This is a genomic window from Amazonocrinis nigriterrae CENA67 (assembly GCF_016056305.1).
In the GTDB taxonomy this organism is placed as follows: domain Bacteria; phylum Cyanobacteriota; class Cyanobacteriia; order Cyanobacteriales; family Nostocaceae; genus Amazonocrinis; species Amazonocrinis nigriterrae.
Genome location: NZ_JAECZC010000013.1, coordinates 1 through 26294, shown reverse-complemented (window position 1 = coordinate 26294; position 26294 = coordinate 1). Strand labels below are relative to the sequence as shown.

Annotated in this window: 18 protein-coding genes; 6 read left to right on the top strand and 12 right to left on the bottom strand. The window is 40.1% G+C overall.

The features are described from left to right. Window positions 1-98 precede the first annotated feature (98 nt). The 5 genes from rpsG to I8748_RS09610 form a co-directional block, all read right to left on the bottom strand. Window positions 99-569: a 30S ribosomal protein S7 gene (rpsG, locus tag I8748_RS09630; protein WP_198124362.1), complete on the bottom strand. Its 471-nt coding sequence runs from the start codon at window positions 567-569 to the stop codon at window positions 99-101. Window positions 570-925: 356 nt separating this feature from the next. Continuing rightward, window positions 926-1312: a 30S ribosomal protein S12 gene (gene rpsL / locus I8748_RS09625; protein ID WP_198124361.1), complete on the bottom strand. Its 387-nt coding sequence runs from the start codon at window positions 1310-1312 to the stop codon at window positions 926-928. A 230-nt stretch (window positions 1313-1542) separates the two neighbouring features. Next, window positions 1543-1866 (bottom strand): HesB/IscA family protein, encoded by a 324-nt coding sequence (locus I8748_RS09620; RefSeq protein ID WP_198124454.1) that lies wholly within the window; start codon window positions 1864-1866, stop codon window positions 1543-1545. 352 nt (window positions 1867-2218) lie between these two features. Next, window positions 2219-2638, bottom strand: a complete 420-nt coding sequence (locus I8748_RS09615) for a phosphomannose isomerase type II C-terminal cupin domain (protein WP_198124453.1) — start codon at window positions 2636-2638, stop codon at window positions 2219-2221. 297 nt (window positions 2639-2935) lie between these two features. After that, complete coding sequence (locus tag I8748_RS09610; RefSeq protein ID WP_198124360.1) at window positions 2936-4966, bottom strand: phosphodiester glycosidase family protein; 2031 nt, start codon at window positions 4964-4966, stop codon at window positions 2936-2938. Between the two features lie 768 nt (window positions 4967-5734). Between I8748_RS09610 and gltB the strand changes: the two genes are divergently transcribed. Further along, on the top strand, window positions 5735-10471 hold the full coding sequence (gene gltB, locus I8748_RS09605; protein ID WP_198124359.1) for a glutamate synthase large subunit: 4737 nt from the start codon (window positions 5735-5737) through the stop codon (window positions 10469-10471). Between the two features lie 370 nt (window positions 10472-10841). Here gltB and I8748_RS09600 read toward each other — a convergent pair whose 3' ends face one another. Further along, entirely contained in the window at window positions 10842-11762 is a 921-nt protein-coding gene (locus tag I8748_RS09600) for a polysaccharide deacetylase family protein (RefSeq protein ID WP_198124358.1), read from the bottom strand. Between the two features lie 1384 nt (window positions 11763-13146). Between I8748_RS09600 and I8748_RS09595 the strand changes: the two genes are divergently transcribed. Then, window positions 13147-14652, top strand: coding sequence for an ArnT family glycosyltransferase (locus tag I8748_RS09595; RefSeq protein ID WP_225896371.1), 1506 nt, complete (start codon window positions 13147-13149; stop codon window positions 14650-14652). A gap of 258 nt (window positions 14653-14910) precedes the next feature. On the opposite strand, the gene I8748_RS09590 is transcribed toward I8748_RS09595, so the two are convergent. Together I8748_RS09590 and I8748_RS09585 are read right to left on the bottom strand one after the other, a co-directional pair. After that, complete coding sequence (locus I8748_RS09590) at window positions 14911-16275, bottom strand: mannosyltransferase (protein ID WP_198124356.1); 1365 nt, start codon at window positions 16273-16275, stop codon at window positions 14911-14913. A gap of 171 nt (window positions 16276-16446) precedes the next feature. Continuing rightward, window positions 16447-17754 carry a mannosyltransferase family protein gene (locus tag I8748_RS09585; RefSeq protein ID WP_198124355.1) on the bottom strand — a complete coding sequence of 436 codons (1308 nt, stop codon included), beginning with the start codon at window positions 17752-17754 and terminating at the stop codon, window positions 16447-16449. A gap of 437 nt (window positions 17755-18191) precedes the next feature. On the opposite strand from I8748_RS09585, the gene dxr reads away from it, so the two are divergent. After that, entirely contained in the window at window positions 18192-19388 is a 1197-nt protein-coding gene (gene dxr, locus I8748_RS09580; RefSeq protein ID WP_198124354.1) for a 1-deoxy-D-xylulose-5-phosphate reductoisomerase, read from the top strand. A gap of 347 nt (window positions 19389-19735) precedes the next feature. Further along, window positions 19736-19933, top strand: a complete 198-nt coding sequence (locus I8748_RS09575; RefSeq protein ID WP_198124353.1) for a hypothetical protein — start codon at window positions 19736-19738, stop codon at window positions 19931-19933. Window positions 19934-20318: 385 nt separating this feature from the next. Here the strand turns inward: I8748_RS09575 and I8748_RS09570 are convergent, their stop codons facing one another. Continuing rightward, the gene (locus I8748_RS09570; RefSeq protein ID WP_198124352.1) at window positions 20319-20819 is read right to left on the bottom strand and encodes an acyl-CoA thioesterase; all 501 of its coding nucleotides are present in this window, start codon (window positions 20817-20819) and stop codon (window positions 20319-20321) included. 215 nt (window positions 20820-21034) lie between these two features. Between I8748_RS09570 and I8748_RS09565 the strand changes: the two genes are divergently transcribed. Further along, the gene (locus tag I8748_RS09565; RefSeq protein WP_198124351.1) at window positions 21035-21214 is read left to right on the top strand and encodes a hypothetical protein; all 180 of its coding nucleotides are present in this window, start codon (window positions 21035-21037) and stop codon (window positions 21212-21214) included. A gap of 205 nt (window positions 21215-21419) precedes the next feature. Next, window positions 21420-22511, top strand: a complete 1092-nt coding sequence (locus I8748_RS09560; protein ID WP_198124452.1) for an IS4 family transposase — start codon at window positions 21420-21422, stop codon at window positions 22509-22511. Between the two features lie 680 nt (window positions 22512-23191). On the opposite strand, the gene I8748_RS09555 is transcribed toward I8748_RS09560, so the two are convergent. The 3 genes from I8748_RS09555 to I8748_RS09545 all read right to left on the bottom strand — a co-directional run. Beyond that, window positions 23192-23533, bottom strand: a complete 342-nt coding sequence (locus I8748_RS09555; protein ID WP_198124350.1) for a DUF1815 family protein — start codon at window positions 23531-23533, stop codon at window positions 23192-23194. A 1445-nt stretch (window positions 23534-24978) separates the two neighbouring features. After that, window positions 24979-25194, bottom strand: coding sequence for a DUF2839 domain-containing protein (locus tag I8748_RS09550; protein WP_198124349.1), 216 nt, complete (start codon window positions 25192-25194; stop codon window positions 24979-24981). Window positions 25195-25458: 264 nt separating this feature from the next. Further along, window positions 25459-26294 (bottom strand): helicase C-terminal domain-containing protein (locus I8748_RS09545; protein WP_404800294.1); only part of this gene is annotated, 836 nt, incomplete at its 5' end.

Sequence of the window (26294 nt, the reverse complement as noted above, 5' to 3'; positions counted from 1 at the left end):
TACTCTTTGTTAAGATTCTATACTCTACGGAAAACCGTCTTTAATTTTTGTAATTTCACGATATATCGCTCTATAAGTACGATATATCGCTTCTTTACTTAGTAACGATAGTGGGCAAAGGCTTTGTTAGCTTCCGCCATGCGGTGTGTTTCTTCCCGCTTGCGAATTGCATTCCCGGTTTCGTTGGCAGCGTCAAGTAATTCATTGGCCAATCTGCTTGCCATTGTGCGGCCTGGTCTAGACCTGGAAAATTGTACTAGCCAACGTAGTGCGAGGGTGGTTCCCCGGTCTGAACGCACTTCCATTGGTACTTGATATGTTGCACCGCCGACTCGGCGAGCTTTTACTTCTACTAAAGGCGTTGCATTCCGCACCGCTCTTTCAAAGGTTTCTAAAGCAGGGTTTCCAGTGCGTTCCTCAACAGTTTTCAGCGCATCATAAACGATACGTGCTGCTAGGGATTTCTTTCCATGACGCATAATCCGCCTGATGATCATGCTCACAAGGCGACTGTTATACACTGAGTCAGGCGGAACTGGGCGCTTTTGAATAACACCACGACGAGACATACTTCAACCTTTAATTCAGATTTGGCAACGAAATTATATGCTATCAAACACTGGACTCTAAGCGGTGACAGCCTCCGCTCAGACTTAACTTAATTTTTTCTACAGTTGCAGCACAGCTGACAAATTAACTTGTTGCCCACAATTTAGACATACAAGGCGACAACATTAAAAACCTTAAGATTTCGCTCAAAATACTGCTGTCACTTACAGGATGCTACCTAAAATTCCCTAGATTTGCTCGCCCTCTCAAGGGTGCAGCTTGATTTATTGAAAAGCCAACACAAATTGCTTTTCTGCTTTTTTACCCTTACGGGTGAGACGGTTAATCGGCTCAAACACGATTAATCGCCTCTATTTTACTTTTTAGCTCCCTCTTTCGGGCGCTTGGTTCCATATTTGGAGCGACCTTGTTTGCGGTCTTTGACTCCAGCTGTATCCAAAGTACCACGGATAATGTGATATCTCACACCTGGTAAGTCCTTAACCCGACCGCCACGAATCATCACAACGGAATGCTCTTGTAAGTTATGACCGATTCCTGGAATGTAGGCTGTAACTTCAAATCCAGAAGTCAGTCTGACCCTTGCTACTTTGCGTAGAGCTGAGTTAGGCTTTTTAGGTGTAGTTGTGTATACTCTGGTACAAACACCCCGTCTTTGTGGGCATTGCTTCAGAGCTGGAGACTTGGTTTTCTGACGCGCTTTTTCGCGTTCATTACGTATGAGTTGCTGTATTGTTGGCATGAGTCACAGCGCGTGAAGCTGCTTAGAGGTCTAAGTTTTAACAAATCCTGATTATAGCTTTTTTTATGGTTTTATGTCAATTGAGATTTGTCAGTTGTCAGTAGTGAGGCAGTGCGCCCTTGCGGTTAAGAGACAGCCGCGCAACTGCCGATATCAAGAGCGTTAGCGCGAGCCTGTGAGCGTCACCCGTAAAGGTCAGTTGTTTTTTACCGCTCACAACTGACTATTGACTATTGACTAACCGAGAAGGAATTGCCACAGCCACAGGTGGCGATCGCTTGGGGGTTATGGAAGCGAAAACCTCCGCCCATCAAATCTTCGGAATAATCCAAGGCTAAATCATTGACATAATCTAAGCTTTCGGCATCTATGACTACTTGAATGCCATTGAGGTCAAAGAGGCGATCATCAGCTTTTACCGTTTCATCAAAGGACATATCATAAAACAAACCGGAACAACCACCTGGTTTAACTGCTAATCTAAGCAAGGCATTTGGCTGCTTTGACTTTAATCGCCCAATTTCACTGACGGCTGCTGGACTCAGATTAATCATGGAATTAGTTTTGGCAATAGAATACCCCATTTTAAATATTACACATTATCAGCTTCAGCTACCGCATGACTTAGTTTAAATATCTCGCTATATAGCAAAGTGTTGAGTGCTGTAGACGCTTGGCGCGGCTACTCTAAGAAAGTGGGAACCCTCTCCCTTGGGAACGAGAACGCCTAACGGCGAACCCGCTTGCGAATTGCGAATTGGTATAAGTCCTATAACAGTAAAATATCCCTGCCTAGACTAGGTAGGGACATTTTGCGCGCAGTTATGACCTAAGACGGTTGGCACAGTTGTGTTATTTCGTTTTTAGCGCTAAGCCGTTACACCTTGATTATTTCTATACTGAGTTTTACTTTTCAGTACGAGCATAGTCATCTTGATAACGAATAATATCGTCTTCACCTAAGTATTCACCATTTTGTACTTCAATTAACACCAAGGGAATTACGCCAGGATTCTCTAGACGATGAGATGTACATTGAGGTACATAAGTTGACTGATTATTGCCCAGCAGTACTTCTTTATCACCGCAAACTACCCTAGCTGTACCAGATACAACAATCCAATGTTCGCTGCGGTGATGATGCATTTGGAGACTGAGGCGGTGTCCAGGCTTGACTTCGATGCGCTTGATTTTGTATCCGCGCCCTTCTTCCAAAACAGTAAAAGAACCCCAAGGACGCAGTTCAGTAGCAGCAACGCCTCGGTTAGTGATGGCGGTGGATAGGGGCAGAGCGTTAATTTGTGTGGTTTCTTGATATTGAGCCATAGTTACCTCGTTTGGAGACATAACAAACTGTCATTACTCTTAACCATTGATGGAAAAATCTGGCGCAATCTTGCAACCGTAAAAATCAGCAATTCAGTTCCACCTTGCTAAACATAGCAAAATCAAGTTTGGGAGTGTAAACAACTACTACTAAAACTATTGTGTCTACACTAAGTCTTCATCAAGTCAAATGGCGGCTTGTTCCGAACTTTAAAAAGGGAATGGGGAATGGGGCATGGGAAAGAGGTATGGTTATAAATCTCAATCCCCAATCCCTAATACCCAATACCCAGTCCCTTATTTTCTTAAGAAAATGCCAATTCCGTTATGGACACGAGCAGCTGTACTGGGAGAACGGTCAAGTAGCTGCCCTCCTAGATATAAACTGGTTGAACTACCACCATCCAAATTTAGGGCATCAACACACCCCAGAAGCTTCATTAATTGAGCGTGTTCTGCCAAGGTTGGGCCAGGGCCACCAGCACGGTTATGCACGGCAGCAATCAGTAGTTTACCTGTTGCTGTTGTGCAAATACCGCTACGAATAGCTTTTTCGGCAATAAAGGCATTGCTGAACTTTTCGGCTTTGGCATCAAGGACTATTTGACCATTTTGTACTAAAAGTGGCCCAGCTCCGACAATGTAGGGGTAAAGGTTAAAATTAGCAGGAGTAGTGCTACTGGAAATAGTAACTGTAGTGCCAACAGGCAATTGTAATGCATCACTCACAGCATTTCCACGTAGGGTTAATAGGTAGCCATCTTGGGGAATGGGAACAGCAGTCTCACCAGCTTTACCTGCCGATAATTGATGCGTAACTTGGTTTTTCTGAACAACAATAATAATTTCGTTGTCAGTCAGTGGAGTGTAACTAAACCCCCATGTTGGCGTGTAGCGGGCAATACCACTTTGGACATAACCACTGTTGAGAAATATAATTGGCAACCGTAGGTTATTGGGGGCGATTAAAGTTTCTTCTAAAGTGAGACGACCAAAGTAAAATTGTCCTGAATCATTCCAAGCGATCGCACCTCGGTTGAGAATTGGGCCTGATAACCACTGATTATCCCGACGCAGTGCCCCCAAGGGTAATTTATTATTGCGGTTAAAATAACCACCATTAATTGCTGCTGCTGCTAAGTACCGTTGTGCTGTTTGAATGATAGGGGCTGTACCTGTTAATGTGTCTGGGTTTGTCCAAATGGGTTTCAATGCTAATCCAACTTTGCGGGGATTGATTTCTAGCCACACTACAGGAAAACGTTCTGTATCTAAATTGATAAATTGTTGTCGCCAGCGTAATCCTGATGCCCAAGTAATATCCCGCTGTACCATCGCATCAGGGCGAATATCGATAATGAGGCGATTAGGGTTAGCTACGGTGTTGATTTGAGGAGACAGGCCAAAAGGAACGCTAAGACTAATAACTGTTTGGTTATTGACTACTTCAACTTTTTGAATCAGCGCTTCAGGTTCTGGTGCTGCTGGTAATTGTTTGGGTGGTTCTGGTGATGATGTTGGTAGCGGTGCTAGTGGTGGAGGAGCGTAGCGTTGGATTAAGCTGGGATCGGCTGTTCCATCGAGGGTAATTATCCACTCTCTATTTGGTTGTGTGGAAGATTTAGGCGTGACTGTATCAGGATCAGGGGTTAGTGTTTGAGGTCTTTTGATTAGTTCTCCTTGTGTAATTTGCCAAGGTGTTGGACGATCTAAATCAATCACGAGGCGGGCTGGCTGCAAAGGCGTAACACTCGAAGCGACAGGTTGTTGACTCTCAAGAATGTTTATCACTTGCGCTTTTGGGGTAGCAATCACCAAGGTATTGCCATTAATTTGCAACTGCCATCCTGCTGCTTGAGCAAAATTAGTAATATTGAGATAGCGATATCCTCCCAACAGCCTGGTGGCTAAAACTACTGGCTTGTTGGCTGACGAAAACCATGCTACTGGTTGTCTGGCTGGATTACTGGTATTTAGGAAATCTACGCCGATTAATTGCCGGAATGGGCCATCACTGAGATAAGTTGTAACCCTACCTGCCTTTACCGATTGCTGCAACCAATTCCCTGGTAATGTACGTCCATTCAAGGAAATTTGGCTACCAGAAGATGATACCCCTGTCAAAGGGGGTGTTGGGGACGGTGAAATTTCCCTTGGGATTGGTTTAGTATTTGTTGGGGATTGCTGGGGATTCGCTTCCCAGGTACTAGACAAGCACAGTAATGTCGCAATGATGGGCGACACAATAGCCCTGAAAAACCTATGGTTAAACTGATTGGCAACAGCACTGTGGTCTTGTTGGTAGCAACAATTCTTCATTTTTACCATAAATTACTAAGTACTTTTGAAAGTTATCACCCAAGGCACAGATTGACTAATTATTGGGAAATCTTAAAAAAGAGTGATTTAACTTTTGAATAAACGTGATAATCTATATATTGGCTTGTTGTCTCTTATAGAACCCAACAAGCAATTTTTCTACCACAACCACTGTAATTGAGTGTTTTAAAAAGCACTAATTGCCACCATAGGATACATAGTAATCTTGTGAATCAAAACTGGATTAATATATTTATTCCATCCTCACCGATGGTCACTATTGTTGCCACTTAAGTGGGGTTGAACTGGTAGTATCACAAGTGGTAAAAACTAATCAACAAAAATATAGACGACAACAGAGATATTTAGGAATTGTCAAATGGGTATGTAGTGTAATACGCTGATTCTGTTGCAGAATCAGGATAAATTCTACTCTCAAAACACTGGTTTTTCAATTTTAATTTTGTTGCAAGTAACCCTAACTTGCTTCAACTAAGGCGTCTCATTTGGGAAAAGAAAATTGAAAAAACACCTAGCATCAACATATCAAAATATAGAGAACAGACTTTCAGGTTAAAGGTAATTTGTCTAACACAGCATAAATACACAAATAAATAACGCATTGATTTTAACACAGGTGAGCAAAAACTAAAAACCGAAGTTAAAATTTTTTTTCCCTAAATTTCGGTAATTTATGAATTTTCCCAGGATGTAATTTAGAAATTTTTCCTCACAAGTAGTGGCAAAATTTGTGACTCAATATTTCAGGAATGCGCTATGAACGATCAATCGATGAATCAATTGCAAAAAATGACATTTTCAGATATCTACCAAGGACAAAAATGGTTAGTTGAGGAAAGAGATGCTTGTGGTGTGGGTTTTATTGCTCATCGACAAAATCAAGCCAGCCACGAAATTGTGACAAAAGCCTTAGCTGCTTTGACTTGCTTGGAACACCGCGGTGGTTGTAGTGCAGACCAAGATTCTGGTGATGGTGCAGGCATATTGACAGCTATTCCTTGGGATTTGTTTCAAAAAGATTATTTTCCAGAAAAATTAGTAGATTCATCCGACAGCAATATAGCTGTAGGAATGATGTTTTTACCGCAAGACAAAGAAGTAGCCCAAAGAGTTAAGCAAGCAGTTGAATTGGTAGCTGCACAAGAAAAATTGACTGTACTGGGCTGGCGAGTAGTGCCGGTACAGCCTGATTTATTGGGAGTGCAAGCAAGAGAAAACCAACCCCAGATAGAACAGGTTTTTCTGGCAGTTGAACAAAGTGGTGATGAACTGGAACGGCAGTTATACATCACTCGTCGTCGCATTGGTAAAGCAGGTAATAGTATTTCAGACGAGTTTTATATCTGCTCGTTATCAAGCCGCACAATTGTTTACAAAGGGATGGTGCGTTCTGCTGTCTTGGGAGAATTTTATGAGGATTTAAAAAATCCAGCTTACAAGAGTGCTTTTGCAGTTTATCATCGCCGTTTTAGTACTAACACTATGCCCAAATGGCCCTTAGCGCAACCGATGCGGCTTTTGGGACACAACGGCGAAATTAATACTTTGTTGGGTAACATCAACTGGATGATGGCCAGAGAAGCTACCCTGACTCATCCAATATGGGGCGATCGAGTCAACGAACTCAAGCCCCTAGTTCACATTGACAACAGCGACTCAGCCACCCTAGACAACGTACTTGAATTACTCGTGCGTTCTGGACGCAGCCCTTTGGAAGCCTTAATGATTATGGTGCCAGAGGCTTACCAAAATCAACCATCTTTGCATGACTATCCAGAAATTGTCGATTTTTACGAATATTACAGTGGTCTGCAAGAAGCGTGGGACGGCCCAGCACTTCTAGTATTTAGCGACGGCAAAAAAGTCGGTGCAACACTAGACCGCAATGGCTTAAGACCAGCGCGTTACGCCATCACCAAAGATGATTACATCATTGTCGCTTCCGAAGCAGGTGTAGTTGACTTAAAAGAAGCCGACATTATCGAGAAAGGTAGACTTGGCCCAGGGCAAATGATTGCCGTGGACTTGGTAAATCATGAAGTGCTGAAAAATTGGGAGATTAAGCAGCGCATCGCCAAGCAACAACCTTATGGAAAATGGCTGCAACAGTACCGTCAAGAACTCAAGCAAATTGTCAACGGTCACAACGGTAATGGACATAAAGCCGCTGTCAATGGCAACGGACATCAGGCAACTGACAACGGTAACGGACATCAGACCGCTGTCAATGGCAATGGACATAAAGCAACTGACAATGGACACCTGACAACTGACACACTTGATAGACAAACCTGGCTGCAACATCAACTTGCCTTTGGTTACACCTCAGAAGATGTAGAAATGGTGATTCAACCAATGGCAGCTACAGGTTCTGAGGCGACTTTCTGCATGGGGGATGATATTCCTCTAGCGGTGTTGTCAGAAAAACCTCACTTGCTCTATGACTATTTCAAACAGCGGTTTGCCCAGGTGACTAACCCAGCTATTGATCCTTTACGGGAAAAGTTGGTGATGTCGTTGAAAGTCGAACTGGGCGAACGGGGGAACTTATTAGAACCGAAACCAGAATATGCCCGGAGGCTGAAACTCGAATCGCCTGTATTAACAGAGGCAGAGTTGGAAGCTGTGAAGCTTTCAGGATTTGCCACAGCTGAGTTATCAACTTTGTTCGCCATTGCCAACGGCCCAGAAGGATTAAAAGCAGCTGTGCAAGCTTTACAAGCACAAGCCGCCGAGTCAGTGCGGGCAGGTGCGAAGATTTTAATCTTGAGTGACAGGGCGGGTGAAGGAATCGGTACAGAATACAGCTACATTCCTCCTTTGTTGGCAGTAGGTGCGGTACACCATCACCTGATTCAGGAAGGTTTGCGGATGAAAACTTCCCTGATTGTTAATACCGCTCAATGTTGGAGTACCCATCACTTTGCTTGTTTGATTGGCTATGGTGCTGGTGCTGTTTGTCCATACATGGCTTTGGACACTGTACGCGATTGGTGGTTCGATAGCAAAACCCAACAATTCATGGAGCGGGGTAAACTGGCTGCCATCACCTTAGAGCAAGCGATCGCTAACTATCGCAAAGCTGTAGAATCAGGTTTGCTGAAAATCCTCTCGAAAATGGGGATTTCCCTACTCTCTAGCTATCAAGCAGCGCAAATCTTTGAAGCGATCGGCATCGGTGGCGATTTATTAGAATTAGGCTTTAAAGGTACGACTTCCCGCATCGGTGGTTTGAGTGTCAGTGAACTGGCACAAGAAGTGCTTTCCTTACATAGCAAAGCTTTCCCAGAACTGACAGTTAAGAAATTAGAAAACCTGGGCTTTGTGCAGTACTTCCCGAAAGGCGAGTACCACATGAACAACCCCGAACTGGCAAAAGCGCTGCATAAAGCTGTAGATGGCAAGAACTACGACCACTACGAAGTTTACAAAAAGCATCTGGAAAATAGACCAGTTACAGCCTTGCGTGACTTGCTGGACTTTACCAGCGATCGCCAGCCCATTCCCTTAGAACAAGTAGAATCGGTGACGGAGATTGTGAAACGCTTCTGCACCGGCGGCATGTCTTTGGGTGCTTTGTCAAGAGAAGCCCACGAAGTTTTAGCGATCGCCATGAACCGCATCGGCGGTAAATCTAACTCTGGGGAAGGTGGCGAAGATCCGGTACGTTATACAGTCCTGAATGATGTAGATGAGTCTGGGCACTCGCCAACTTTACCTCACCTCAAAGGATTGCAGAATGGTGATACTGCTTCTAGTGCCATCAAGCAAGTTGCATCAGGACGCTTTGGGGTCACACCTGCCTATTTAAGTAGCGCCAAACAAATAGAAATCAAAATCGCCCAAGGTGCAAAACCTGGGGAAGGCGGACAACTGCCAGGGCCCAAGGTGAGCAACTACATCGCCATGTTAAGGCGTTCTAAGCCCGGCGTCACCTTAATTTCACCGCCACCCCACCATGATATTTATTCCATTGAAGACCTAGCACAGTTAATTTTCGACCTGCACCAAATTAACCCCAGAGCGCAGGTGTCTGTGAAATTAGTGGCAGAAGTTGGTATTGGCACAATCGCTGCTGGTGTAGCCAAAGCCAACGCCGATATCATCCAAATTTCTGGTCACGATGGTGGTACAGGTGCATCACCACTAAGTTCTATTAAACACGCAGGTTCACCGTGGGAACTCGGTTTAAGCGAAGTGCATCGCGTTCTCATGGACAATAAATTGCGCGATCGCGTGATTTTGCGTGTAGACGGTGGTTTGAAGAGTGGCTGGGATGTGGTGACAGCTGCATTGATGGGTGGTGAAGAATTCGGTTTCGGTTCCATCGCCATGATTGCTGAAGGTTGTATCATGGCACGAATTTGTCACACCAATAATTGCCCTGTGGGTGTCGCTTCCCAAAAAGAAGAACTCCGCAAGCGGTTTACAGGCATACCAGAACATGTGGTTAACTTCTTCTACTTTATTGCCGAAGAAGTACGTAGTCTACTAGCACGCCTTGGCTACCGTTGTTTGTCAGAAGTTATTGGACGTGCAGATTTGTTAAAAGTGCGCCCAGATGTGCATCTGAGTAAAACCCAAGGGTTGAATTTAAACTGCTTACTTCAGCTACCTGATACTAAAGAAAATCGTAGCTGGTTAGTGCATGAAGAAGTCCACAGCAACGGCCCAGTTTTGGATGATGAATTACTCGCCGATTCAGACATTCAAGCTGCGATTCGCTATCAAAGTAGCGTCAGTAAAACTTTACCGATAGTTAATACTGATAGAACAGTGGGCGCAAGATTAGCAGGAGCGATCGCTTCTCAGTACGGCGATAGCGGTTTTGAAGGACAAATTAATCTCAACTTCCAAGGTAGCGTCGGACAAAGCTTTGGTGCTTTCAACCTCCCAGGTATCACTCTCACCTTGGAAGGAGAAGCCAACGACTACGTAGGTAAAGGGATGCATGGTGGCGAAATCATCATCAAACCACCAGCTAATGCTACCTACAATCCAGCACAAAATGTCATAGTTGGCAATACCTGCCTTTATGGTGCTACTGGTGGCTTCTTGTTCGCCAACGGCTTAGCAGGAGAACGTTTTGCCGTGCGGAACTCCAAAGGCGTCGCCGTGATTGAAGGCGCTGGGGATCATTGTTGTGAGTACATGACTGGTGGCGTGATTGTTGTCCTTGGCAAAGTCGGACGTAACGTCGCAGCGGGGATGACTGGCGGACTAGCATACTTCCTAGATGAGGATGACTCATTCCCTGAGTTAGTCAACCGGGAAATTGTCAAAGTCCAACGAGTAATTACAGAAGCGGGTGAGAAGCAATTACGAGAGTTAATCCAAACTCATAGCGATCGCACGGGTTCACCAAAAGCTAAGATGATTCTGCAAAACTGGCAAGAATACCTATCTAAGTTTTGGCAGTTGGTTCCGCCTTCTGAAGCTGATGGCCCAGAAGCTAATCCCCCTTTAACAGACAGACAGCTAAGTTCGGTCTAGTTATTAGTTATTAGTGATTGGCCATTTGTATGTACAAATGGCCAATCACTAATTTTCAGCATTTAGAGATCGCGTGCTAGAACATTATCGGTGCTACGAAGGTTGGGTCAAGACAAAGAACGAATAATATTATTGAGGTCATGCTAACGCCAGTGCGCTTTGATTCTGATGCCCGTTGACGACACAGTGACAACGGCTTCCTGATCCCGAACTCAGGTTAATTAGGTTGAGCTACTTATAGTCTGGGAAACCTCAAAAAATAAATTATCCTGTACTAGGTTGCTGACTGTTCAACCTTAACAGTCATCAGGAGCCAGTGCGTTGGACGGCTCTGCCGGCTTGAAGCAACTGGCGTTCATCAGTCAACTATTTATTTTTTATTTGCAATCAATTTTTGGTCTTTATCTTGCATTTCTAAAAGTTCTGGAATAGTAACGAAACTATAACCTTGGTTGCGAAAGCCAGCAATAATTTCTGGTAAAGCCTGCACAGTTTTAGCACGATTACCACCACCATCATGCATCAGCACAATACCACCTGGTCTTGCCTGTCTGAACACATTATTGATTAACTTGGGTACAGGAGGACGTGAGTAATCTACAGAATCAGAAGACCACATAATGATGGCGTATTTGCTATTTCTGGCGTAAGCAGCCACCCCATTGTGCATGATTCCCCCCGGTGGTCGAAATAAATTGGTTTTCACGCCTGTTGTTTGATAAATCAAATTTGTTGTATTGTCAATCTCATAGGCAGCAGCCTGTGGATTCATGTAATGATACCAGTGATGCCAAGTGTGATTGCCAATGATGTGGCCTTCAGCAATTACCCGCTTTACCAAGTCTGGATAATGCTTCACGTTCTGCCCAACAACAAAAAAAGTTCCTTTAATATTATTTTCTTTAAGAATATCTAGTATTTGCGCTGTACTCTCAGGCCAAGGCCCATCATCAAAGGTGAGAGCAATTACTTTCTGACCTTGAGATAGCTTTGCTGACTCAATGATTGCCCCTTGAAAGCGTGGTGATACAGCATATGAAAGACCTTTTACTTGTGCTTCATGCTGCCAAGTTGTGAGCATGGTCGCTTTTAAACTCTCAATACGCTGCCGAGTTCCTGTTTTGGCAGTTATGGAGTTTGTGTTTGTATTTATATTTTGATTCTGCTTGCTCTGAGCCTCAGAAGTATTTGGTTTGAGCAGCATCATCGATCCAACGCTTAAACTTGCACTTAATGCAAGTAGTGAAATTAATATTCCTTGCGGCCAAAGAAACGACTTATTGTTTTCCACTTCATAGCTCCTTCAAGGTAGAACCATTAGTTACGGTTCTGACAGTAGTTTTTAGCACATTTTTTCTCAAATATTAAATACCTAGTTATTTTCTGTTAATCCTGAAATTAAAGATACAAATTAACAGAAATTCAAAAAACTAGGTAATAGCTTCTAAAAATCCAACTGCAACCTAAATAATTAGGTTTTGAGCAATTGCAGTCTATATAATATTTGGTATTATTTATAGCTTTTTCTATACTGGTGAGGTATAGCTAGATTTCATCGATAGATCATTCCAACTTTGAAAATGCACCTCATCTGAGCAACAAGAAAACCGCTATAATATCAACTACCTGATACATAAAGGATATAATTTTAACTTCCATATCCTTACATCTAGCTGTTGAATACAGCTAGCTGAATCAGATGATTGACCACACCTCTAGTAATGATTCAATTAGTAGTTCAGTATTAGATCACTGTTATCTCCTATCTGTATTGTTGAGGTATCTCTATTATGTAGCTTTCTTCAAAAGGTGGAGCAGTAAATTTTTTTTATTGTAAGTAAGTTATTTTCCAATAAAAACTCGAATTAACTATAAGTGATATACTTTATAAAGTATATTCTACTGCTTAGTGTAATTACTAGTTTTTAAGGAAAAGTTAAAAATTTTACTTAAAAATACCGCATTTTAGCTTTGGAGAAAAGGATAGACGACAATTGACTAAATATAGTTTCCCATTGCCAAGAGGCTTTTAGGGACTTCCAAGTAAAAAAATATTCCATTTTCATAGTCATCAGTCAGCAACTTCAACCGGAATAATTTATTTTCTGGAATTACCTTAATAGTTAATCTATATACACTTAACTCATCGATTTGAAATAGTCTGAATCATCTGCTAAGTTTTTCTTACTGGTAATACTTTGGCTATTAAATACCTATAGTTAGTTGAGATTAATCAAGCTTTTTGCTTGCTAGTATTAGTTGTCAGCTAAAAATTATGATTACACCATTAATATTAGAATTTCAGACACATTGTTACAGTATAAATACTGAAATTCACAGCAGCTTTACAATTAAAAAATGTTAATATGTTGTGTGGCTAATTTATTAACGTATTTTTTACGTTTTAAAATGTGATATATGATACCTAACACTTTTTAAATAAAGTAGTATTTAGCACTTAGATAAAAAATAGCCAAAACTCCTATTTTCATGTAATAGCAATTGATGAATTGCCCAAAGTTAAGTTATCGTTCGGCGTCAGTCCTAGTATTTAGGATTTTGAAAAACTAATAAATCTTCAGTACATTTATGTGCCTCTCAGTACCAAACTGGGCTGGAGGGTAATGGAAGTGAATCATCATATTCGAGAAAAAGAATGGCTATCTACTTTACTGATGGCATCTCTAGTTTTGTGGCTGATGTTTCTGGGAAACTCCGCCTTGCGAGACTGGGATGAAGGTACTGTGGCACAAGTTGCCCGTGAAATTTGGCGTGCCCCAGTCGGTTCAATGGGTTGGCTTTACCCTACTTTAGGAGGTGAACCGTATTATAACAAGCCGCCACTGATCCATCTACTAATTGCTTGGACTTACTCTCTATTAGGTGTGAGTGAATGGACAACACGCTTACCTAGTGCAGTTTTAACTGCCTTGGGAGTACCTTTACTTTATTTAGTAGGGCGTGTGGTTTTCAACCAAAGTTTACCAGCTTTGCTTGCTGCTTTGGTTTACTTGACGATGTTGCCTGTGGTGCGTCATGGGCGACTAGCAATGCTAGATGGTACAGTCATTACTTTTTTTCTGCTGTTGTTGTTTTGTTTGCTAAAAGCACGTCAAAACCAACGCTACGCTTTAGGTGTGGGCATTTGTCTAGGCTTAATTACTTTAACCAAAGGAATGATAGTTGTGCTGCTGGCAGGAATTGCCTGTTTATTCCTGCTTGCAAATAGACAGCTAGCTTTGTTAAGAAGCCCTTATTTATGGGTGGGCATATTTTTGGGTAATACTCCGGCGATCGCTTGGTATGCTGCTCAATGGCAATATTATGGCAGTAGTTTCTTACAGATTAATTTTCAAGCACAAACTTTTAGCCGCCTTGTCCAACCTGTGGAAGGTCATAGTGGCCCGCCTTGGTATTATCTAATTGAGTTACTCAAATATGGCTTTCCCTGGCTGATATTTTTGCCAGGAGGATTTTATCTAGCTTGGAAAAAGCGTGATACTAGCTGGGGTTGCTTAGTTCTTATTGGCACCATTGTTTATTTGCTGACTATTTCTGTGATGAGAACGAAACTCCCTTGGTATATCATGCCTGTCTATCCATTTTTAGCTTTGGCAATTGGTGCTAAACTCAGCGAAATTTGGCAACACCAGCATTTTAACAGGCAGTGGGCAGTATTATTTGCTGTGATTGCGATCGCAGGTTTAGGAGGTTGTGTTTACTTTGCCAGTACCCGCCAAGAACCTGTTTTAATCGCCATGAGTATGGTTTTAGCCATCAGCATGGGTATCGTAGCATGGCTGATTCAACAGCGCGATCGCTACTTTATTCCAGTTTTATTTTCTGGCATGTACTTGGTATTAGCACTGTTGATGAGTTCACATTCATGGGTTTGGGAGTTAAATGAAGCCTTTGCAGTCAAGCCAGTTGCTGAATTAATTCGTTCACATGTATCCCCAGGAACAAAAGTTTATACCTCTTTTTCTTATGGTCGTCCGAGTTTAGACTTTTACTGCGATTGCAAAGTTATTTCCGCAAGCTTACCAGTTTTACAACAAATGTGGCAAAGTAATTCTTATTTGTTGTTAGATCAACCTAGTTTAAAAACTATAAATTTAACTGCAAGTAAAGTTTTAGGTACAGCAGAAGATTTTACCCTAATTGCGCCACACGATAGATAATTTGATGAACCAGTTATTTTTATTCATCTGAATAACTTAGATTATTTGATAACGAACCGCTGAGGCGCAGAGGAGGACACTTCCGTGCGGGGGTTCCCCCCGTTGAGGAAAGTGTCCGTGACGCAGAGAGATATTTTTGACCAAATAATTACTAATTCCTAATTCGTAAGGCAGTAGCGAATTATATTCACCTAATAATTTTTAGACATCCTCTCAGAGCTAACACTGATGGTAACTACGAATTACGAATTATTTTGGCTAACCCAGCCATTTATCTTGACTGTAGTTTGCCCATTGTTCAAATAAAGCAATGGCTGAAATGAGTATGAAGTAAAACAGAGTATTATATATTTTTTTATTGTCAATACAAAGATAGATATATCCAATTGATATAAAAAAGAAAGGTACTGCAAATATAAATCTTGCTAAGCTAAAAAGACGGTCTTGGGTGAAAAATATAATTAAACAATGGATGAAACAGAAATAAATGGAAAACCAAAATATATAATTTTCACTCAAAGCTTGAGTGTGTTTAGTAATTATTAATTTAGTTAATTTTTTTTGCTTTTTGAATTTTAAGTAATTGAATAAATAGAAAAGAATTAATAAAGGTGGATAAACTAATAATATGTTCCATAATTTAGACTGAGGCACAAATATCTGTAATTCATGCTGAGTTAACTTAAAATAAACAAAAATAAGTGATATAAATAGAATCATTGCAGGTAAATAAAGTCCTAGCAAGTCAAATAATGGTGATTTTGGGAACAATAGTAATTCTAAGTGTAAACCTAACTTTTTACCCCACAACTTTTGGTCTTGGAATGTAGCAAAGAAATCTCCTCTAGTTATTAAACAGAAAGTTCCATAAATTGAGTATCCTGATAAAGCTGATACGCAAATAGTGAGTGTTGTTTTAATCTCATATATATATTTGGTAATTATCGTGAATAAATTATTACGAAATAACCCTATTTGTACCAAAGTTTGAAAATAAAATATTGTAGCTAGGCTGGCTATGGAAGACAATAATATTTGTAGTAATACTGGTCGTGTTAAAGCCATTAAAAAGGTAGTTATAAAAATTAAACACAACTTAAAATTTTCATTTAATTTTAATTTAGGTAAGCAAATCCAAATAAATAAAGTGCTAAGTAAAGCAAACAAGCTTTCCGTATAACCTATGACTCGAAATATTGCCATAGGATTTACAGAATAAACAAGAACTAACCAAAAGACTAAATCTAAACGCTGTAATCCTGTTTGGAAAACCCAAAATACTATAAATGTCGAAATAAAAAATAGAGTAGTTGCAACCACTGAAAAATAATGTGCAGCCTGTTCAATGGTCTGAGGATGAAATAGGGTACGAATGATAAAAGGCCAGAGAGGATAGAAGGCATTACAACTGGGATTTAGAGCTAATTTAGCATAATGTTCTACATCCCAGTAGTAGCTTTTATGGGGTAATTGTGGAGGATTTTCTCGTAATATTTGTGTTGGAGAAAAAAATTTATGAAAAGCTTCTGGATGTATTAGCATCGCTATAGCAGTACATAGAATAAATGTACTACATATGAGTAAAGGTAAGAAAATTGCTTTGACAATTTCTTTTTGATTCATTTAAGTACAATATTTTTGGTGAATTAGTAGGGGCGCAAAGCACTCAAAAATACTTTGTGCCTTAGTGCCTTTGTGGTAAAAAATTAAATAACCACAAAGGCACTAAGAGTTTTCATTTGTACAGCGATCGCATCTAATTAAAAATCAAATTGATTGGCATTATACAGCAATTTACCCTACCCAGCGCTCTTGAGCAAATCCTACGGCTATCTTAGTCAATAAGGTGACAAACAAACCCAAGCTTAAATATCCCTGACAAGAATGGCGAGACAGCAGCACACCCATGGCTACACTCAAGGGCACAATACCATAAGCAAGACGACTGAGAGATATTGTACCTCCAGAAGCTAGGAGTAAACCTATACCGCAAAAGCCATAAGTTGTAGTTACTGGTGTTAGTTGCTTGCGTAAATGCCATAACAAGTAACTGCCACCCAATACTATAAATGTATTGAGTAAGTTATTAATCAACTGTTCATTTGCGAGTATCAACACAAATGCAACAGCAGCGTAAAAACCATATATTACTTTGATATAAATCCATTTTTTACGAAAGCACCATAAAAGGTAACTGCTGGCAACAAACATGCTAAACAAAAGAGGATGCCAAGGGTCTTGAAACCCGCCAGAAGGATTTTGAATCCAACCAAATTGCCAATTCTGGGCACCAACTGCAATTTGCATGACCATGTTTAACCAACCTTGCCAATCAAACCCTAGGGATGGTCGCCATCCCTTTTGTGCATCAATAAAGGCCAAGGGATCGTGAAAACGAATCGCACAATATAAACTGAATAGAAGCAGTCCAATAGCACTGGCTAAAGCAGCAATATAGGCAATGGGTGGTCTGCGTTGTTTCCAAGCTGCGATCGCAAACGCTGGGATGAGTGCCATACCTGTAGGACGAGTTGCTGTGGCCATTGCACCCCAAAAAGCAGTCCGCCCATACTGATTTTGATCAAAAGCCCGCAAAGCAGCTGTACTTGCAAATAAATATAGCCCCTCTGTGTAAATCACTCCTGTAAACATCGCCGATGGATACAAGGACACCACAGCAGTAGCCCATTGTGCTATTCTGATGCCACAATGCTCTTTTGTCCACAAGTACAAATAGTGAAGTGCCGCCAAAAATGCCAGGTTGTTTACCAACAGCCCTGCTAGTTCAAAAGTCAAGCCCAACTTCATTAAAATCCAGATGCTGAGGGGAAATAAGGGAAAGAAAGCTAAATTATGTTGTTTGCCGTCATTGACAAATTCATACCCAACACTAGCGATCGCCCGATAATGCATACTATCCCACGCGTCAAAAACTTTCCAACCAAAGTCGGGGATAGTTTCGCCTACTGGTGAAGGTAAGTTTGGCGCAACCAGCAACATCGCTGTCCAAATCAATATTCGGCTGAGAAACCACATTGCTGTGGGAAACAGGAAATCATTTTTCCATAAGAATTTTGTTATGACTATTTGAGCTTTATCCATAGGCTTGGGCGTTAATATTATCTCCTTTATGCATCCTTTTACCTATGGTTGCGTCACTGTCAGGTTTTAGTAACATTCCCCACATCCATCACACGATAAAACTGGCAAACAACTGAACATTTGCATAACTTGTCACCTAGTTATGGTCGGCTATTCAGTAGTCACCATTAACTTTTTATTGTCAAATGACTAAGCATTCACAATTATACATATAATACTTGTATACATATTTCTTATATAAAGAATTCTAATATTGTATTTTTAGTAATCGATGGCTAATGCAGCAAGAAAATGCTAAGCGCTGAGTTAGGAGTTATTATTTTCCCCCTCATCCTTCGTCTCCCTCATCCCCCTCATCCCCTAATGTGGCGATCGCTCTTATCAATGAGTCCCAACCAATTTATAGTGAGAGTTATCTGTAGATTCTTAAAAAAATTGTGAAAGCTATTACTCTTCTTGGTTCCACTGGTTCAATTGGTACTCAAACTTTAGATATTGTCAGCCATCACCCAGATCAGTTTCGGATTGTGGGATTGGCAGCTGGGAACAATGTAGAGATGTTGGCAGCCCAGATTAGACAGTTTCGGCCGAAAATAGCAGCGATTTACTCAGAAGAGAAATTGCCAATTCTCACTGAAGCTATAAAAGACCTTGATCCCCAACCTATTTTACTGGCTGGCAATGCCGGAGTCATAGAAGTCGCCCGTTACGGCGATGCCGAAACAGTTGTGACCGGTATCGTTGGTTGTGCTGGGTTGCTACCCACCATCGCTGCGATTGAAGCTGGTAAAGATATCGCTTTAGCTAATAAAGAAACCCTCATCGCTGGGGGGCCTGTGGTTTTACCTTTAGTTGAAAAACACGGTGTAAAACTATTACCAGCTGATTCAGAACATTCTGCTATATTTCAGTGCCTCCAAGGTGTGCCAAAAGGCGGTTTACGAAGGATTTTATTGACTGCTTCTGGTGGGGCTTTTCGAGATTGGGATGTAGAAAAGTTAGCAGAAGTTACAGTTGCTGATGCCCTTAAGCATCCCAATTGGTCAATGGGGCGTAAAATTACAGTTGACTCCGCCACTTTGATGAATAAGGGACTGGAAGTTATTGAAGCTCACTTTTTATTTGGTTTGAATTACGAAGATATCGAAATTGTCATTCATCCCCAAAGCATTATTCACTCTTTGATTGAGTTGCAAGATACATCAGTTTTAGCCCAACTTGGTTGGCCTGATATGCGCTTACCCCTACTTTATGCATTATCTTGGCCTGACCGCATCTATACTAATTGGGAACGGCTGGATTTGGTGAAAGCAGGAAATTTAACTTTCCGTGAACCAGATCACCAAAAGTATCCTTGTATGCAGTTAGCTTATAGTGCGGGTAGGGCTGGTGGATCAATGCCAGCTGTGTTGAATGCCGCTAATGAACAAGCTGTGGCGTTATTTTTAGAAGAGAAAATTCAATTTTTAGATATTCCCAAGTGTATCGAATTTGTCTGCGATCGCCATCAAAATGATAACTGTGCAAATCCCTCGTTAGATGACATTTTGGCAGCAGATAAATGGGCAAGACAAGAAGTTTTAACAGCGACTAAAAAGCTAGCAACTCCTTCACCCATTACTTCTCTGCGCTAAAAAGCTATTTGAGATCAAAATACTGATGAGGATGGTGTAATCATTTCACCACCCTCGCTACATCTATTTCATAGAAATTTATAGTTTCTATATATCTCTTAAAAAATAAAAATTTTTTTAGTAATTTTTCTATAAAAGTCTTATTATTTACAAATTAAGGTGTCAACTTATGGTATAGTATAAAAACAGCAATTACTTCAAAAATCTACCAATATATTCCAATACATAGTATTTCTTATAACTTGGGTGAAAAAGCTTTTGTGCCAGGTAATTGTTAAGTGCATGAAATTATCCATTTTTAAATAAACCTCTTTTAGATAAGAGTAATTTTTAAGGAATTTGTCTTTATGATTCCTACCCTTATTGTTGCTTGGATCGTATTTGTAATATTGTGGAAAATACTAAAAACCACTGTGAGCTATGCTTTGACTATTGCTGCGATTCTCGTATTATTAAACGTTGGTTTTGGCATTACACCACAAGACATTTGGCATCAAATAATGAAATTTGCTCAAACTGTGTCGCAGATCAGCGGCAGTAAATGATAAACATGAAAGTTATAGTGGAAATTTATGAATTGCATCTACCGAATTAAAGTGCAAAGATAGAATTGCTAAGGAAACTTCAAAAATAAATTATTCCAGTTAAAGTAGGGGCGGCTTCACAAATATCCTTGCTTGTTTAAAAACAATATTTATTAACCTGTCCCTACTGATGACTATTAACTGTAAACATGGGGATATTTTTTATTTGGAAGTCCTTAAACTAAAGCATATCTAAATTACATAATCACTCGTTTACCCTTACGCTTAAGCAACCTAAACTTAGCCTCTTTCAAAGGATAAAGTCGTTGACTGATGACTGTTATCAGTTATTAGTTATCAGTCAACACAATTAAATATACAATTTTTATGTGGAACAGCTTATTAGTTAATTATTGTGTAATGCCGAAATCTTAGCTAATGCATCCTTGACAGTTGTAGGTAACTGTCGCATTATCTGACCTCTTTCGCGATCTACTGCCACTAATGACACCTTGGCTGTGGCATGTAATAGCTTTCCATCTGGCGAGACAATCTCATAATGCCAGTTAATTCGGACACCAGTCACTTCAGTCATGCGTGTTTTAACTACCACTGTTGTACCTAACTGAATTGAACGATGATATCGTACTGAAAGTTCTACAACTGGTAAATCACAACCTAACACCACCAAATCAGCAAATTCAATACCTATTGATCGCAAGCATTCTATCCGTGCTTCTTCCATCCAAGCTAAATAAACACCATGCCAGGCAATACCTGCATAGTCAGTATGATGGGGTTGTACTCTTACAGGATATTCAAACCAACCTTCAAAACTCTGATTCGATGGTACATCAAGAGCAGTGGTTGGTGGTAGCTTTGCTTGACCTGTTTGTTCTTCAGACATCTTCCTTAGGTTTGTTATCAACTATAAATTTTCCACATTTGGAATAACATAAAAAGAGTCGCATTGTAGAATTATTCCACTAGTTTCAACTTTCGCAAACACGGAAGGTTTTTTTAAGTAACCTGATCTCTGATATTGTAATATTTTTACAATCAATTTCCTTTTTTTCATGAGTTTTGGGATAACATACTCAGAAAATAAAGTAGCAAAACACCATGTTAGCACACAATATAATTACTGTGATCAAGCTGAGGCGTTACTCAATCAAAATAGGTAATCAGAGGCGGTTAAATGCGCGGGCGAACGCAGCATCTAAGCAAAGTCAGTTTAAAGAAGTATTGCAGAGATTGCAGCAAGCTTTAACTATCAGCAAACAAATGCAACAAAGTAATTAGGAAACTGTCACCCTCAACAATATTTAGGACTTACGCAGTAACTCTCTGAAACTCTTATCCTTCGTGTCGTTTGTGATGCCCTACTCGTCTCTTGCAAAGCTTGCGGGGTGACAAAATGGTCTAGAATGCTTATATAACAAAGAGTGTAGCAATTTGTGGTAAAAGAAAAAGAGCATTCATTCGCAACAAGCTCTATTTAATGATAATATTACCTGAATTCTACGAAGCAACCCTTAAGCGAGAATTAGGACGTGCAGAATATTTATTACTAAAAATTTTGATAAATTTATTACAATCTATTAAAAATGTTAGCATTGAAGCACTAGCTACTGCTTTACCTATTCCCATATTTTTTGAAAGTAGAAGAAAAAGAGTTCAAAGATTTTTGTCTTTAAATTATATAAATGTTGAAGAAATTTGGTTACCAATTATTAGAAGCTGGTTAGATATATATTTTCCCCTAAATGAAGTTATTTATGTAGTGATTGATCGGACTAATTGGGGATGTATTAATCTGTTAATGATTAGTGTGGTTTGGGATAAAAGGTCTATTCCAATATATTTTGAGCTATTAGACAAGTTGGGTTCAAGCAATTTTGGTGAACAAGAAGCAGTATTCAAAAAAGCATTGCCGCTTTTTAAGAATTATAAAACTGTAGTGTTAGGAGACCGTGAATTTTGTTCGAGTTATTTAGCAAACTGGCTTACAGAGCAGGGAGTGTACTTTTGTTTACGTCTAAAGAAAGACGCATTTATAGAAATACAACCGGAAGTTTGGCTGCAATTAAAAGATTCTGGTTTATCACCTGGAGTTTCATTCTTTTATCAAGGCATTAAGTATACAAAATCTACAGGATTTATTAGCTTTAATGTTGCAGGTAAATGGAAAAGAAAACGCTTTGGAGTTGCTCCGGAGGAGGGCTGGTTTATTCTTACTAATTTTGATACTTTAGAGTCTACTATTAAAGCTTATAAACAACGGTTTGATGTTGAAGAAATGTTTAGAGATTTTAAGAGTGGTGGTTATAACTTGGAAGATACTAATGCATCAGGGAAACGGCTAATTTCACTAATATTATTAATCTCGCTTGCCTATACCGCTGCAACAATATCTGGTCAAAAAATTAAACGCATGGGTATTCAAAAATATGTTGGACGAATTAAAGAATCTTTAAGGACTATTCGACGACATAGTAGTTTTTATATTGGGCTTTATGGACAAAATTGGGTCAATTTTATGGAAAATTCTTATGATTTAGTTGCTGAGTTATTGACACTAAATATTAATAAGAATTAGTATTATCAACAAGGAGAAAGGGCGATGAGGCTTATCCTATCTGTGTTCTAGCCCTTCTTGTCGCCCCGTAAGCTTGCAAAGACACGCTCTGCGTAGCTTGCTTAAGCGTAGGGATACCACAACGCCTAACGGCGAAAGGTAAACCCCTTACACGTCTACTTTTTCCGTTACCTGTGCGTAAGTCTTGATTAAGTAATACTTACCGTATATAAATTACTAATGTGACATTATATCACAGACAATCACAGTTAAATTAAATTAGCCGTACTGTTAGACAGCAAAATTTGGGTTTGAAAAGTATTAGTGGAATTCGTGGCAATTTGGCACAATTGCCGCAAAAATCAATGCTAATCTATCCACTAGTTTTAGCAGATCACTTTAGGATTAGTTTTGGTCACTCCCGACTCGTCACCACTTGGTCATGGGTTGTAATGACTTCTGCTAAGAAACAAACTTAAAATTGCTGGATTAAGACAAAAAAGGTACAAGGGGAATGTGGATAGCCAGAAATATTGGCGTGGCAGACTATTAGTAAGATATAACAGTAATGGTAAATGGGTAATAGGGAATTGCAAACCAAGCTACAACTACCAATTACCAATTACCAACAATTGATTCCCAATCCGCGATCGACGATGGAAACCTTTTTAAGAGTACCTTATCCAATACAGGAATCCTTATCACTTCTTAGCTAAGGCTTTGTTATCTGAGCAAACTGGTGTCACTTGCTTGACAAGATTCGCCAATTCTTGTAACTGGTTAATTGCCTCAGCACCCTCTAACTTCATTAATTCGCGGTCATCCCGCATCTCTGTCCAAGTAATGCCATAATCGGACACCAAAAAGCGAATCAGGTGGTTGTCTCCCAAGCTGACCATAAATGAAGCACTATTCATTTGGTCGCCACAAGTATAACAGGACGCAGGATACCCGCGTCGTTCGAGTACAATTGCCAAGGCTTGCAGGTTCATTACCAAGTCTTGGACGAATTGTCGGTGTTGATGCGCTAGTCTCAGAAACACGTTTGCCCTCCAGACACCACAGTCATTTTAGCTTCTTTTATATTTTCTTTAGATTTTCTCACACACTGGTATTGTAAACTATCCATTACAATTGCCAGACACACATGGAGTCATGAATTGACTACCTAGCTTAGGGTAGTAGATAACTGTTTAGCTTGCCGTATCAAACTATTCAGTTTGTAGATTCCATTTCTCGGACAGAATGGCTAAAATTAATTTTTTCTTTATACGATTCCGTCTGAGTAGATGCCCAGTAGAAGCGATCCGCTTTAAGAGTAACCTAAATCTGGCATCATTCAACCATAGAAAAGCTACGGATCTATTTTTTACTCACTGTGCATAGCAAAAATTATTACTGACAAAGGATTGAAAGCTCCTTCAAGATTCTTTGCGACAGCAGTCGCTATAAGTTTGGTAAAGGTAGGAACACGCTGCTTCTCCTTTGTCTGGTATGAACTTATGTGTCCTAGACCAGAGGTTTTTTCTTTTCCAAGTACTGGGTATACCGAGTCAAGTATTCTATAACTATGGATTTTGGTAGATAACCATGTAAATTTTAGATTTGCAATTCCTAATTATTCACTGAGATAGAAGAATTTTGGATACGCGGTATCTACTTAGGGAAAAATGCCAAATTTACAACCCCAATATTTATTGGCATAACACTGAGAATAACTAAACTAAGAAAAGGTATGTTGCCATTTCGGCAGTATTTTGTTACTTGGGAAGTTTATGCTAAAAAGTGGCCTAAAATACAAAAATTATTGTTGGCAAATATAACGAACTGTTGAGTTAGGGTGAGTTCGATGAACCTCTCCGCAACCCCTCTCCAACGCAAAGCTATGGTGTACACACAAGTTTCTACGTAGTAGAGTTTAGTTTTTACCAAACCCTGTCAACTAATAATATTTGGAAATTCAACTTTGTTAATCTAGCGATAGTTATAGATAATCGGTGAAATAGCAATAACCACCAAAACCGCGAAGAACCTGAATTTTTTAGTTTTTGCTAATTCTAGCCAGCCTTTTTTAATTAGAGAATAATCTATTATTTAACCTTTGAGATATCATTCATAATAGGTTGTTTCTCAATTAATAAATAAAATGTGCCAGACAACTTAATTTACAAAGCTGTCTGGCACATAGTATTCTTTAAGACTAAATTTATACTTTTCCACAGTAGATCCAATTTAAAATTGGATAATTTTCCAGCTTTCTACATTTTTATGTGTACTGAATAAAATTTAAAGCCATCTACCGGATGATGAATAAATTTATCTTGGGATGTTCTACTATTTTTCCGCACTTAGTAAAAACTGAATGGTCTAATCAAAACTCACTTAGTTTTTTAAGGTTAATATCCAATTCAGTATTGAACCTAGATTAGGGGTTATTAATCTAACAGTCCATACTATGGATAGGAATTTGTACAAACTTGTCCAAGGTCTAAGAGACTACTTCCCACCAACCGAAAGCTGGCCCGATAAAACGAATAGTTAGCCAGGCTACAACCATAACGCCGATGCCTATCCAGGCACCGCGAGTAGTCCAAGTGACAAATTGTTCAGCTTGGGTTTTAGTGATGGGAACCCAAGACAAAATCCGAGTCTCTTGACCGTATTGTTCTCCAAGTGTGGTTTTACGACGCTTTGCTTCACCCATAATCAGCGATTCAAAATTAAACTATGTTTGTCAGTTAATACTGTCAGTTAGATGAACTACGCCAAAGATGCAAGTTATCACATCACTAGCGCACATTAAAAGTATGACAGCTGATGCTGCTGTTGAATGTTCCAATATGCCGATAATACCGCTTGCTCAAAGATGATTGTCCTTCAGTTGACAAAACGTAAATAGTTAATGGTCAGTGGTCAGTGGTCAATTGTCAATGAAAAACAACTAACAACTGACAAATAACAACTGACTTTAGGCAGAATTTTCCTCTGTTGGATTAGAAAATAAACTGGGGTCAAGATAGTTGATGCGTGCTAGAGGACTCAAAGCAGCAAGAATTTGAGCGCCATAGCTTCGGTTAACTACACGACTATCTAGCAAAGCAATGATACCTTGACTTTCTCCTCGCACTGGAGCGATCGCTCGCTGCAATTCATTTAAAGCAGCTGGCAATAAGTATAAACGAAACCAATCCTGATGCGATCGCTTATAATGAGCAACTCTTCCAGCCACTAAAGGATTTTCTAAAGATGGTAAGGGCAAAGTGGCAATCACTAGCAACTGAGGTGCAGGCAAGACAGTTTGATGTTCTCGCCAAAATTCCCAACCGCTGATTAAAATACCATTTTCATCCAAACAAGTTTTTTCCACCTGCACCCGTGAACCAAATTCGGAAGCCAGAATTGCCCCTACTTGAGCTTTCAGTGGCACATCCCCCACCAAAATTACTGTCAATCCTCGTGTCGTGGCACTCAGACACAGTAATGTACGGACTTTGTGAATAAATGCTGCCTGAAATTCTGGTGTGTTGGGTAAAGGCAACTTATGAGGCAAATATAGTTGAATTGCTTCCGCTTGGCTATCAGAAGAGAACTTCAAGCAAGTTACATCATCCAACCCGAAGCGCTGACGGAATAATGGCGCCTCAGTCTCAGATTCTAAAGCACTACCAATTAGTACTACTGGTTGTCGTTGCCAAATGGGCGAAAGTATTTTTGCTAATTCTATTGGCGCGTAATGCAAAGAAAATAAACCCTGACGACGGGCAATAGTCGCCCAGAACAGAGGAGGAGGGGATGGGGGGAGGG

What these genes read in the sequence shown, in the direction of transcription:
- I8748_RS09610 (WP_198124360.1), bottom strand. Translation starts at nt 4,966, where the DNA reads ATGGTAAAAATGAAGAATTGTTGCTACCAACAAGACCACAGTGCTGTT.
- I8748_RS09615 (WP_198124453.1), bottom strand. Translation starts at nt 2,638, where the DNA reads ATGGCTCAATATCAAGAAACCACACAAATTAACGCTCTGCCCCTATCC.
- rpsG (WP_198124362.1), bottom strand. Translation starts at nt 569, where the DNA reads ATGTCTCGTCGTGGTGTTATTCAAAAGCGCCCAGTTCCGCCTGACTCA.
- I8748_RS09550 (WP_198124349.1), bottom strand. Translation starts at nt 25,194, where the DNA reads ATGGGTGAAGCAAAGCGTCGTAAAACCACACTTGGAGAACAATACGGT.
- I8748_RS09620 (WP_198124454.1), bottom strand. Translation starts at nt 1,866, where the DNA reads ATGATTAATCTGAGTCCAGCAGCCGTCAGTGAAATTGGGCGATTAAAG.
- rpsL (WP_198124361.1), bottom strand. Translation starts at nt 1,312, where the DNA reads ATGCCAACAATACAGCAACTCATACGTAATGAACGCGAAAAAGCGCGT.
- gltB (WP_198124359.1), top strand. Translation starts at nt 5,735, where the DNA reads ATGAACGATCAATCGATGAATCAATTGCAAAAAATGACATTTTCAGAT.
- I8748_RS09585 (WP_198124355.1), bottom strand. Translation starts at nt 17,754, where the DNA reads ATGGATAAAGCTCAAATAGTCATAACAAAATTCTTATGGAAAAATGAT.
- I8748_RS09590 (WP_198124356.1), bottom strand. Translation starts at nt 16,275, where the DNA reads ATGAATCAAAAAGAAATTGTCAAAGCAATTTTCTTACCTTTACTCATA.
- I8748_RS09595 (WP_225896371.1), top strand. Translation starts at nt 13,147, where the DNA reads ATGGCATCTCTAGTTTTGTGGCTGATGTTTCTGGGAAACTCCGCCTTG.
- I8748_RS09565 (WP_198124351.1), top strand. Translation starts at nt 21,035, where the DNA reads ATGTTAGCACACAATATAATTACTGTGATCAAGCTGAGGCGTTACTCA.
- I8748_RS09575 (WP_198124353.1), top strand. Translation starts at nt 19,736, where the DNA reads ATGATTCCTACCCTTATTGTTGCTTGGATCGTATTTGTAATATTGTGG.
- I8748_RS09570 (WP_198124352.1), bottom strand. Translation starts at nt 20,819, where the DNA reads ATGTCTGAAGAACAAACAGGTCAAGCAAAGCTACCACCAACCACTGCT.